At 42.2% G+C, this 12833-nt stretch carries 7 protein-coding genes; 3 read left to right on the top strand and 4 right to left on the bottom strand.

The window, feature by feature from the left end; all coding sequences use genetic code 11:
* Positions 1–224: 224 nt before the first annotated feature.
* Entirely contained in the window at positions 225–881 is a 657-nt protein-coding gene (locus tag AC1WHX_RS06040; protein ID WP_270737569.1) for an HAD family hydrolase, read from the bottom strand.
* Positions 882–1126: 245 nt separating this feature from the next.
* On the opposite strand from AC1WHX_RS06040, the gene AC1WHX_RS06045 reads away from it, so the two are divergent.
* The 3 genes from AC1WHX_RS06045 to uxuA are packed head-to-tail and all read left to right on the top strand — an operon-like array spanning position 1127 to position 4224.
* Entirely contained in the window at positions 1127–2197 is a 1071-nt protein-coding gene (locus tag AC1WHX_RS06045) for a LacI family DNA-binding transcriptional regulator (protein WP_122338159.1), read from the top strand.
* 17 nt (positions 2198–2214) lie between these two features.
* Positions 2215–3027, top strand: a complete 813-nt coding sequence (locus AC1WHX_RS06050; protein ID WP_009318833.1) for an SDR family oxidoreductase — start codon at positions 2215–2217, stop codon at positions 3025–3027.
* Between the two features lie 24 nt (positions 3028–3051).
* Positions 3052–4224 carry a mannonate dehydratase gene (gene uxuA / locus AC1WHX_RS06055; RefSeq protein WP_122338160.1) on the top strand — a complete coding sequence of 391 codons (1173 nt, stop codon included), beginning with the start codon at positions 3052–3054 and terminating at the stop codon, positions 4222–4224.
* A 250-nt stretch (positions 4225–4474) separates the two neighbouring features.
* Here the strand turns inward: uxuA and AC1WHX_RS06060 are convergent, their stop codons facing one another.
* From AC1WHX_RS06060 to AC1WHX_RS06070, 3 genes are all read right to left on the bottom strand, one after another.
* The gene (locus AC1WHX_RS06060; protein WP_481228994.1) at positions 4475–7510 is read right to left on the bottom strand and encodes an endo-beta-N-acetylglucosaminidase; all 3036 of its coding nucleotides are present in this window, start codon (positions 7508–7510) and stop codon (positions 4475–4477) included.
* 86 nt (positions 7511–7596) lie between these two features.
* A complete protein-coding gene (locus AC1WHX_RS06065) occupies positions 7597–9390 on the bottom strand; it encodes a SusD/RagB family nutrient-binding outer membrane lipoprotein (protein ID WP_303116052.1) in 1794 nt (597 codons plus the stop codon).
* Positions 9391–9409: 19 nt separating this feature from the next.
* Positions 9410–12751: a SusC/RagA family TonB-linked outer membrane protein gene (locus tag AC1WHX_RS06070; protein ID WP_481228995.1), complete on the bottom strand. Its 3342-nt coding sequence runs from the start codon at positions 12749–12751 to the stop codon at positions 9410–9412.
* Between the last annotated feature and the right edge of the window lie 82 nt (positions 12752–12833).

The raw sequence follows: 12833 nt of genomic DNA on the forward strand, positions 1-12833 counted from the left end.
GATATTTTTTACTATTCAGCGATAACAATACAGGTTTTATCGATTTTTTTTTGCACAATAATTTTTTTATCTTATTTTTGTAATAATCAAAAAAGCATATACTACCTGTACAGAATGATTTTTTGATTAAACTATTCTATATATTTTGGTTATTCGACAGCCATTCCGTGAGGAAAGGCTGTTGTTTTTATATTCCGGCTTAACAACTTCGCACCAATAAAAAATTAAAGACGACCTGACAGTTCTAATATCTCAGCAGGGGAATCCACGATATAGCAAGCACCGTTTTCTACCAACTCTTCACAAGTGCGAAACCCCCATGTCACACCCACAGAAGTAACCGTCGCCGCTGCAGCCGTTTGCATATCTACCCCCGAATCTCCGACATATAGCGTCTCATTTGCCGATACACCATTCACCCGAAGTATTTCTTTTACAATGACCGGATCAGGTTTTACCGGAATTCCCTCACGCTGACCGAGTATCGTAGAAAAAATGATGTCTTTAAAATAATAGTGCACCAACTTCTCCGTACCTTCTTGATACTTATTCGAAGCAACAGCCAAAGCAATGCCTTTATGTTGCAATTCTCTTAATAGTTCTGAAATGCCCGGATAAGGAACTGTTAAGCATGTATTGTTTTGGGTATAATGCTCCAAAAAGAAACCTCTCATCCTTCCTATATTTTCCGGAGTACGCGCATTCTCGGGAAGTGCCCTTTCAAAAAGTTTATTTATTCCGTTCCCGACAAAATAATTATAAGCATCAGTTTCATGTTCAGGAAAACCACATTGCTTTAATGCATAATTGGTACTCCCTGCCAAATCACTGATCGTATTCAGTAAAGTACCGTCCAGATCAAATATTACCAATTTTATCATCTTCTTCTGTTTTTTATGGAACGAAAGTAAAAAAAATAGGTTTACCATACAAACAGACTCTTTTTATGTTTTACAGCATAGTCAATCTACACACCACAACACATAAAACAATAATAATCAACATATTAAATACAATCAAATTAAAATGTGCACGCACACACAATAAAAAATATTATAAATACCCGATATTTTTCGCTACATTTGCGAATCATAAATGTGTACGCACACACAGCATAAAATAGCTCATGACCGATAAAACAAAAAATGTTCGCATTTCAGATATTGCCCGTATGGCAGGAGTATCCGTCGGAACAGTCGACCGGATTCTGCATAACAGAGGAAAAGTATCTAAAACAGCCCAAGAAAAAGTAAACCGAGTATTGCAAGAAGTTGAATATCGACCCAATCTTATGGCTCGGTCGCTGGCATTGAAAAAGCAATTCAATATCGCTGCTTTGATTCCGGCTTTCCGGCCGGGAGAATATTGGGAAAAGGCTGCGGAAGGGATAGACAAAGCTGCCGGAGAGCTGAACGACTACAACATTGTCGTTCAAAAAATATTCTTCGACCAATATGACCAAACCTCATTCGAGCACGTTTGTGAAACGGTTCTTTCTGATGAATTTAACGGGGTACTGATCGGAACATTATTTTCAGACTCGGTAACCGAACTCTCTGCCCGTCTCGATGAAAAACAGATACCATACGTGTATATCGATTCCAATATCCCCGAAAACAATCAATTGGCATATTTCGGAACCAATTCTTATGACGGAGGATATATTGCCGCAAAATTGCTTACGGGGAAAATAGCACAAGGAAGCGATATTCTCATCGGAAAAATAATTAGGGAACGAAACAACAGTTCTACTCAGGTCAAAAATAGAGAAAAGGGTTTTATGGAATATCTCCATAAAACTGGGTTCTCCGGTCATGTCTTCTCGTGCGAACTGCATATCGATGAACCCGAATATAACGAAAAAGTCCTAAACCGGATATTCAAAGCCAATCCCGGCATAAAAGGAGCTGTCGTATTTAATTCGGTATGTTGCGTATTGGCAGATTACTTGGAGAACAACGGTAAAAGAGAGATAAAGCTGGTGGGATATGACCTTATCGAAAGAAATATACGACATCTGTCAGAAGGGACGATTACATGGCTTATCGCCCAACGCCCCGAGATACAAGGATACAACGGAATAAAAGCATTGGGGAATTTTCTGACATACGGTAAAAAAGCGCCTCGAATCAACTTTATGCCGATAGATATTCTTATTAAAGAAAATATCGGCTATTATCAAAACAATAATCTTTAAAACTTAATATTACAATTATGGCAAATCTATTCAGTGTAAAAGACAAAGTAGTGGTAATGACCGGAGCTGCCGGTATTCTCGGACGTACGATATCTTCATATCTTGCCGGAGAAGGTGCAAAAATGGTTATCCTCGATCGTAATGAAGAAGCGGGAAACGAACTGGTAAATAACATTAAAGCTGCCGGAAACGAAGCCATATTTTTATATACCGACGTGCTAAACAAAGAAGTTCTATTGCAAAACAAAAAAGATATTATCGCCAAATACGGACATATAGATGTATTGCTTAACGCAGCAGGAGGTAATATGGCGGGTGCTACGATTCCTCCCGAAAAGACGATTTTCGATCTTGACGTGGAGGCTTTCCGAAAAGTTGTCGATTTGAATCTTTTCGGTACGGTATTACCCACAATGGTATTCGCAGAAGAGATGGCGAAACAAAAAGAGGGAGCTATCGTAAATTTCAGCTCCGAATCGGCTCTACGTCCACTAACCCGTGTCGTAGGCTATGGTGCAGCAAAAGCCGCAATATCGAACTTTACAAAATATATGGCCGGCGAACTTGCTCTGAAATTCGGACCGGGATTGCGTGTCAACGCCATTGCTCCGGGATTTTTCCTGACCGAACAAAACCGCACTTTATTAACTAATCCCGACGGTTCACTGACCGACCGCTCACGTGTTATCCTCGCTCATACACCATTCGGACGTTTCGGTGAACCGGAAGAACTTGTCGGCACGATCCAATACCTGATCAGCGACGCCTCGAAATTCGTAAGCGGAACAGTGGCTATCGTCGACGGAGGATTCGACGCATTCTCGATTTAATAACCAACTTAGAAAATTACAGATATGATTTTATGCGAACAAACATGGCGCTGGTACGGACCGAATGACCCTGTCAGCCTGCAAGATATAAAACAAGCCGGAGCTACCGGAATCGTAAACGCCCTGCATCAAATTCCCAACGGAGAAGTATGGACTGTTGAAGAGATCATGAAACGCAAAAAAATGATCGAAGATGCCGGACTCAAATGGTCGGTCGTAGAGAGTGTTCCGGTACACGAGCACATAAAAACCCAGACCGGGGATTTCCAGAAATATATCGATAATTATAAAGAAAGTTTACGGAATCTCGCTCAATGCGGCATATATATCGTGACTTATAACTTCATGCCGGTACTCGACTGGACTCGTACCGATCTCGCCTATACCATGCCCGACGGATCGAAAGCCTTGCGTTTCGAACGGGCGGCTTTTCTTGCCTTCGACCTTTTTATCCTGAAAAGACCGGGTGCTGAAAAAGAATATTCCGATGAAGAAAAGGCCAAGGCAAAAGCCCGTTATGATCAAATGAGCGAGGCCGACAAACAATTACTGATACGCAACATGATTGCCGGGTTGCCGGGATCGGAAGAGAGTTTTACCGTAGAACAATTTCAGGAAGCCCTCGATCGGTATAAAGACATAGATGCGGAAAAACTACGTGCTAATCTGATCTATTTCTTAAAAGAAATCACTCCGGTAGCTGACGAAGTCGGCGTAAAATTAGTCATTCATCCGGATGACCCCCCCTACCCGATTTTGGGATTGCCAAGAATATTGAGTACCGAAGAAGATTTCAGAAAACTGATCGAAGCTGTTCCGAACGAATCGAACGGACTTTGTCTGTGTACCGGATCATTCGGTGTACGGGGAGACAATGATCTTGCCGGAATGATGGAACGTTTCGGCGACCGCATCAATTTTGTACATTTGAGAAGTACGCAACGGGATGAAGAGGGAAATTTCTATGAAGCCAATCATCTCGAAGGAAATGTCGATATGTATAACGTAATGAAAAATTTCCTACTGTTGCAACAACGTAGAGGCGTTTCCATACCGATGCGTCCCGACCACGGACACCAAATGATAGATGACCTCCACAAAAAAACCAATCCCGGATATTCTTGTTTGGGTCGGATGCGTGGTTTGGCCGAATTACGCGGATTGGAAATCGGCATCGCGAAATCACTATTTAAATAAGACATCCATTCTATACATAACTGACCTTTATTTCCGGGTTTCGGAAATAAAGGTCAGTTATTTTTTATATTTAATGTAGGTTCGTCTATAAGAGACTGTCTAAATTTTACTTGAGCAAAGTTGTAGAGAAGTCCATACGAATAGTCAGTTCCACTCTCGGGAGGAGAACGTACCGACACTGTTTTTACAAAAAAAATGCCCTTCCGAAATTTAGTTTCGGAAAGGCATTCCAACTTTTCGCAAATCTTACTTACTTCACGAATTTACCGGAACGAATAACTTTTCCGTATTGCATACGAACAATATAAGCTCCGTTTGCAAAATCTGCTACACTATATTTATCAGGATTAGTCAGATATTTAACCAAACCACCGTCGACACTGTAAATCCAAGCCTTATCAACATTTATAAAGTTAATCACATTGTCGGCAACATAGAAGCTCGACACTTCGCTATTAACGTTGTTGATACCTTCCGGAGTCTGATCGAGGCCTTCCGGCTCTTCTGCAATACCTTGATCGTGAGTGTCAACTGGAAGAGGGCGCGGTTCGTTTTCACCGACAATTTCAACACCGAAATCCATAGAGAATCCCTTATTATGATAACCCGATGGGATAAACGATCCTGCAAACCAAGCATCGGAGAACACGATGCGCAGACGACTATTTCCCGGACGGGCATCTTCCGGTATAGTAAATGTATAGGTAATACCTTCTGTTTCAAATTCGGGAGTAGCTGCACGAATTTTACCTAAACGGAAAAGAAGTTCACCTCCGTTTTTAAGCGAATCGGGAGCGAATGTGCTGCTACCGTCCAAATCCATCCATGCACCGGCAAAACAATACCTCAAACCATCGGTCTTCTTTTCACCCTCCCAATAAGAATTACTCGTATCGAAACATTTTATAAATAAAGTAACTTCTTGACCTTGTTCCACTTTCAATACCATATCGGTTGCATCGGCATATTGAGAACCATCTTCTACCGGTCCGTCTACATGATAATTTAAATTTTCAATTGCACCGGTAGTCGTCACATCGGTTACATAACGTTGGGCACGCGCAATATCAGCACCGTCACAAGAGGGATCCATTTCGCTAAGGCCATAATTTCCATTATCTTTTTTCTCTGGCAATGCAGATTGATCTGCACGGGTTATTTCTACCCATTCTACAGGAGAATATGTCTTTAAATCAGTAGAAACAGCGCGAACACCGACATACGGTTCATCATCTACACCTTCAAAAGTAATATCACCTACATAAGCAGCCCAAGAAGTAGTACGGGCAATCTCAGAAACTTTACCTTTTTCACCGTTCTTATAAAGAATTTCGAAATGATCGACATCAGCTTCATCATTGAATAACAAATCCCAAGCAGCACGATCAACGGCCGAGCGATCTAACTTCCAATTCATTTTCACAGAAAGAGAAGTCTTGGTTTCTTCTTTTACTTCTACAACCACATCCTGTACGTTAGCCGGTACGGTCTTAACATTATCGTTGATCTCCAATTTTCCGACATAAAGTTTATAATTATCGTCCGAACCTTTTACTCGCAAACCGATACGTTCGATCACATCACCCTGATTGATTCCGGAAAGCATAATTTTCTTTTCCTGCCAGGTTGTAGCGGTTGTCTCACCTACGGAGAATTCTAACCAAGTACCGTCTTGCTTTTTCAAAATAACATACAAATTGGTTGCATTATTACCTTCTTTACCGCTTTTTACGGCAATATTGGCATAAGCTCCCGATGCACTCGATATAAGAGATGTCTTGAAAAGAACAATATCCGTACCTGTAGCGGTAGCTTCTCCTGTCAACTTCAAGCAAGAACCTCCGGTATAAGCGTCGTCATGAGAAAATTCCGGTTGAATTTTATCACTTGCCGTCAAAGTTCCCGGCTCAGTCACCAACCAACGGTAGGTCGGCACACGATCCTGATTAGCCATATTATACCATGCTCTGGCAGTTTTCTTTCCTTTATAATTATAACGGTCACCGTTACCTAAGTTAAAATAGGTAGCAAAAGGCAGTTTACCTTGAATAGCCGAACGTTCGGGAATCCACGAAGCCAATCCGGCAAATGTAGAAAGCCCCGGCACTTCATCCGTATTTTCCCATTCATTTCCATTATTGCTTATAGCCGGACGATTCAACGGATTACGATTACCTCCGGAGAATCCACGCTCGAGCAATGCCTGATAATTCGTCTGTGCGATATATGCATCGGCACCAGAATTATAAGACCAAAAACGGCTCGATGCATGCTCTCCCCAAAGGCAGAGACCACATCTCTTAGATTCTTCTGATTGATTTAGCCGAGACCATCCTCTATTCATAGAAACAATCCACACACCAGCATAAAGACCTTCAGAAGTTCCCATCGCAGTCTCAGCCGCTGTTACTGAACTTCCCATATTATAGGAAAAGTCCGAACTAGCATAATTCAACATCGTATGGGCAGTACGACCTTCTTCATTTCCGAACAAAGAATTCACATTATATGAATTAAGTCCAGAAACGGAAGTATATAACCCCAAATGGAAATTATCGAAACCACAAGCCTCAGCTTCTTTATACAACGCCTTATTAAATGCAATGGTATTCTCTTCTCCATACCCGCTATCTTCCCAGTTATAGTTAATACCATCCGAACCGAAATACATCAAGCAATTGATCAAAGGCTTTACATACTTAAATGATCCATCGGAATTTTTAGTACTAAGGACGTTATTCCAAGCTGAAGAATTTGTTCCCCAACTTTCGAAAAATTTGATACCGCTCATGATATTGGTTCCGTTCTTATGCGCAGCATCAACCCATGCACCTGGAGCAGAGAAAAAACCATGATTCCATGATCCGAACAGATTAGTGTAGTTCCACATCGAGAATACATCATCTGCAAAATTAGTCGTAGGTTGCCCTACAGCCCCATCTTTTCCCATACTCATCGGAATATTCATCCAAAGATCCCGTTTTTCATACGTATCCTGGATCAATCGGTCTGAACGATCCAAAATCTGAGCCTTACGAACATGTGAACGAATAAATGCAATATCAGAAGGAAGAATACCTTTGGCTGCAAACTCTTCTTCTGTCGGGTAATTACGTCCCTCCTGCAATGCATTATAGAACAAATCCAACAAATCTACATCCACAAAACCGGAAAAATCATACACCTCTTTCGTTGCAGTTTCCGACATTTGTGACATAGCCGTGCCCGGTGTGCCCATTACCGCACAACATACCATAGCACTGATAATCAAGTGTCTCTTTTTCATAAGCAAATAATTTAAAATTAGGTTGTTTAGTTAATGAATAGTATTTCGGTATTGTGCCGAAATACTATTCCTGTTTTCTCATATTATTAAAAGTTAGGCTGGTCTATATCCCACCATAAGCGCGTAGCCTGAAGATCAGCACCACCCAGCGCTTTAAGACCGGTAGCCTGAATATCCCGAATAGAGGAATCATCGGTATTCGGGAAAGGCATACGACGTATTATATTACCTTCCAATATCGAGCCGTCTCCGTTACCCGGATTTATTACCGGGAACACTTTCGGATAGCCCGTACGGCGCATATCCACCCACGGTTCATAACTGTACGGATATGCAGCGATATATTTCTGGGTAATGATTTTTTCGAGTTTCACTTCAGGACTATCTCCATCATTCCACTTTACCCCGATTTGGGTAACACTCGGCATATCATCCACAATACCCTGCGGATCTACGTAAATGTAGGATAGCGGCTCTTCCAGAACTTTATACTCGCTAAGACGGAGCACATAAGTTGAAAAGGTTGCCATATCCCGATCTTCGAGATAAGCATTGTCTATACCTCGATTATAAAAAGTCCCGGCATCTCCTCCCATATCAAAACCATAAAGAACACCCTCGGCTCGTAAAAAGTCTACTTCCGACATTTTCATCAAATATAAAGGAGGCATATATCCTGCAAATACTTGCGCACTCAATTGACTGCAGCCGATATAAGGATTAGAACCTGACGCCTGACCTGTTCCCGGAGTAACCCCTTCCCGCATACCGATAATACGCATATTTGCCGAAGTCGCGACTCCTGTCGTCTTATTTACAAAAGCATTTCCATTCTTTTCGAACACATAGTCGGCGTAAGGGTGATTCAGACTTTTAAGCAAACTTTCGAACGATGCGCTCAAGCGGGAATCTCCCCATGTATTGGTAATCTCCAAAAGCGGATGAGTAATTCCCAAATACATAGGACGCAAACCGATCTCATCATCCGTACTCTCGATCACTCCGTCACGGACGGCTTCTTCCGCCCATTCCTTTGCCATGGACTTATCGACCTTGACAATGTGCATCGCCATACGCAACTTAAATGAATTGGCAAAACGAATCCATGTACTGACACTGCTCGCTTTCATCACAGACAAATCGGACAAATGCTGGTTCATCTGGCCTTTAACTTTCGATTTATACCATTCCGGTTTCTGATCGAAATAGTGAAGACATTTGAGAACGGTATCTACATTTGCCTTGATATTCACATAAATAGTCCGCAAGTCATTATACGTAAACGGAGAGCTCTGTTTGTTCGCCTTGAAATCCACATACGGGAACGGACCGTACACGTCGGCAATTTCCTGAGATGCATAATTGAATAAAAGCAGGAAAATCGCTTTCATTTCGGGAATAGAATCGATTTCCGGTCGGTTTAACAGTGGTACAAATACATTCTTGGAAATCTCATAGCAGGAGAACGGTCCCGGATTGAAATCGGGACTTATGGCATAGATATGTCGCAACTCTCCGTACATAAAATCGGAATGCGGGACTACTGTAAACTGAGCGTAATTATCCGGACCTAAAGAGAACTGACGTTGATAAGAGTGTGATCCAGGCATCTGGCCTTCTTTTCCTCCACGCATCGCGTATATTCCTCCGCGAGCCTGCCTGAAAGAGGTGTTCAGCGCCTGAATCGCAGCATCTAATCCCTCTTCCGAAATAGATTTCATATAATCGATACTGTCTGCCGCTCCACGATAGATCGTATCATCCACTTTTATTTCTGTTTGGTCGAAATCATCTGTCGGGATATCATAATCCAGGCATGATTGAAAGCCCAGGAAAGCGACCGATCCCAAAAGCGTGAAAAATATTTTGATTTTTTTCATAAGATATACTGCTTTATGATTAGAAATTAACATTCAAAGAGAATCCGAATGATCGTGACGACGGCATGTTGAACATCTCAAATGCTCCGGCTCCGTTCGCTGTAGAAAGCGATACATCGGGATCGACCGGACTATCTTTATAAATAAAGAATAAGTTACGGGCAATGAACGAAAGAGTTAAATTCTTATTTTCTCCGATCAGATTACGGAACGTATAACCCAAAGAAAGCTCACGCAAACGGAAATTGGTACCGTTATAAATATATTGCGAAGAAGCCGGCGATGCACCTCCGATACCTTTATAATAAGACGAAATCGGCACGACACGATTACTGCCATCGGGGAGATACATACCCAACTGAGAGCCATAATCAGAAGCTATGAGATTATGTTGTTCTGCATATTGACGGGCTTCGGCCGTACGCTCCGACAAACCTGATCCATCAAGATAGGCTTCGGTAAACGAAATTACTTTTCCGCCGATGCGACCGTTGATCAGGAAGAACAGAGAAAAGTCTTTATAGCGAATGGTATTGCTCCAACCCATTTGCCATTTCGAATTCATATTACCGGCATAAACACCATACTGCTTGTTCGCCTCGGTTTCCAATTGAGGCGTTCCGTTTGAATCGAGAACATAATGACCGTTTTCGTCGCGCTTGAAATCCGTCACATACATATCTCCGATAGAACCGCCCTTGCGGTAACGTACACGAACGCCCATCAAATCGTTATAAATAAGCTTTTCACTACCATCCTCTTCGTATGAAGTTTCGAGAATCTTGTTATCATTGAACGATACGTTATAAGAAGTTTTCCAAGACCAGTTCTTTCCGAAACGGAAATTATAGCCTACCGTGGCCTCGATACCCTGATTGCGAACCTTTCCGGAATTCACCGGCTCTGACAAGCCGGACGCATTCGTCGCTATCATATAAAGATCCTGCATCTTAGAATTATAATAGGTAAGGTCCAAATTGAGACGATTATCTAAAAACATCATTTCGATACCGGTCTCAACGGATTTTGTCTTTTCGGGTAACGGATTAGCAAAACGGGCATACGCACTCGGAGAGATAACTCCCGTCTTGAGGTCCTCTGTCCCTTTGGCATAGACCTGATTAGGTATAGAGTTACCTACTTCTGAATAAGAGAGGCGATACTTCAAATAGCTGAACCAGTCGGGTAATTCGACAAGCGAACTGACAATGGCATTGGCTCCGACTCCGAAATAACCGTAGTTGTCTGGTGTCCCACGGTCGGAAAATTGTTTATAAGCCCGATACCAATCTCGTCGATAAGAGCCGTCGATATATACTTTTTCCTGCCAGCCCAATTGAGCCGTAATAAGTGCTGCTTTATCCCATTCGGTCAACTTAGTAGTCTTGGTGGCAGATGTTCCTCCGGCATTCGTCTGGAACAAATTGACACGTGTCGAAAGCATTTGATTATTCGGATCTATATAAGTGGCCACCACATCGGTCTTTTGAGTCTCCGTTTCTCGCAAATGGCCTACCCAACCGGCTGTAGCCGATACCGAAAAGTCTCCGAAAGTCTTATTGTAGCTCAACAAATAGTCGGTATAGATCTCATTGGCCGTCTCGATGTCTTTCCAATAATTTCCGTAGTCATCCATATTGGAAGGAAGGAATGTCGTTGCATAACGACGACTGTCTTTTTTATACTTGGTATGATCGATACTGACTCGTGCCTGAAAACTCAATCCGTCATAAATATCGGCACGACCGGTTATCGTACCGTAGAAACGGTCTTCGTTTACCTTATTGCGATTCTGATTCATCAACCAATAAGGGTTATTCTGTCTGGCTTCCATATACGCCCAATTCTGCATCGGACCGGAAAGTTCCACGCGAGTCGGTGTCAACATATAAGATCCTTGATTAAGTACATAAATAGACCTTACGTTACTGTTCCATGTTTCGTCTATGGCATAATTATTACGATAATAACCGATATCGATATTGCGCGGCATCATGTACATGTGATAAATCGGATTCCCGGTAGTACCACCACCGGGACGATTACGGGTCACAGTTTGTACATAATTCATAGACATGTCGAAATGGAGGCGTTTAAAGAATTCATAACTCTGACGGAAAGCAAAAGAGTTGCGATTGTAAGAGTTGCTTTCGATCATTCCTTTAGAGTGAGAATTACCGAAAGAGAAATAAGTTTGAATTTTATCCGTACCACCGGACAATGCAATCGAGTTATTGGCCGTAAGACCGGTACGATAAAAATCGTCGAGATCATCGCCCGCACTATTACGCAAATAGACCTCATGTGTACGATCCGCACCGAACTGGTCTCCGTTCAATGGGACATTGATCACCAAATTATCTGCACTGCGTGATGAAACTTTGTCTCCCCAACTGTCTACGGAAAGTTGATCTCCGATACTCGAAGAGGTCACCTCAGCACCATAAATATTTTGAATTTTCGGAGTCAGAAGCGGCGTATCGAAAGTAAGATTTGAAGAGAAATTGATGGCTAGTTTACCTTCTTTACCTCTTTTCGTGGTTATCATTACAACTCCATTGGCTGCAGCCGACCCGTAAAGGGCGGCTGCATTAGCCCCTTTCAAAACATTGATAGACTCGATATCATCAGGATTGATCATTGATAGCGGGTCGGATCCTTCCCCTACTCCAGAACTGGTCATGGTAGCAAGGTCGCTCATCTGTCCACGAGTATTGTTGGTCATGGGAACTCCATCTACAACAATCAACGGGGTACTGGAGCCGAAAACCGACTTGTTACCGCGAAGAATGATCTTCGAAGCACCACCGGCACCACCGGCACTCGGAGTAATAACGACTCCCGAAACTTTTCCTTCGATAGAGTTTGCGACATTCGGATCTTGTACTCTGTTCAGGTCGTCACTTTTAATCTGTTGTGTAGCGTAAGTCAATGATTTCTCTTTACGCAAAATACCCATAGCCGTCACTACGACTTCATTAAGAGCATGGCTTTCTTCTTTAAGTACGACATTTATCTCTTTCTTTCCACCCACAGCAATAGTCTGCGAAGTGTATCCTACATAAGAAAAGATCAAAGTCGGATTTTCTACATCCGTAGAAATAGTGTATTTTCCGTCCATGTCGGTCATCGTCCCTTGTGTCGAATTCTTCAACGCAATACTAACACCGATCAACGGTTCTCCTTTCTCATCTGTTACGACTCCCTTTACGGTAGTCTTTTTTTGAGCGACTTCACCTGCAGCAGCACCTTTTGTTTCGGCTACCGCTTCTCCTGTACTCGCATACAAGGACACTCCCTGCAGCAAAGCAGCAGAGATCAGCAAAACAGCTCTTAGTTCAGCAAAATAGTTTTTTCTCATAAATATAGTTTGATTGATTTTAGTTTTTTCATCAAGATTAAAAGACTGGCATTAGAAGTTTATTACACACTACGATCAATAC

This window comes from Coprobacter sp. (assembly GCF_982436375.1).

Coding starts and splice junctions, on each gene's coding strand:
- uxuA (WP_122338160.1), top strand. CDS start 3,052: ATGATTTTATGCGAACAAACATGGCGCTGGTACGGACCGAATGACCCT.
- AC1WHX_RS06060 (WP_481228994.1), bottom strand. CDS start 7,510: ATGAAAAAGAGACACTTGATTATCAGTGCTATGGTATGTTGTGCGGTA.
- AC1WHX_RS06040 (WP_270737569.1), bottom strand. CDS start 881: ATGATAAAATTGGTAATATTTGATCTGGACGGTACTTTACTGAATACG.
- AC1WHX_RS06065 (WP_303116052.1), bottom strand. CDS start 9,390: ATGAAAAAAATCAAAATATTTTTCACGCTTTTGGGATCGGTCGCTTTC.
- AC1WHX_RS06070 (WP_481228995.1), bottom strand. CDS start 12,751: ATGAGAAAAAACTATTTTGCTGAACTAAGAGCTGTTTTGCTGATCTCT.
- AC1WHX_RS06050 (WP_009318833.1), top strand. CDS start 2,215: ATGGCAAATCTATTCAGTGTAAAAGACAAAGTAGTGGTAATGACCGGA.
- AC1WHX_RS06045 (WP_122338159.1), top strand. CDS start 1,127: ATGACCGATAAAACAAAAAATGTTCGCATTTCAGATATTGCCCGTATG.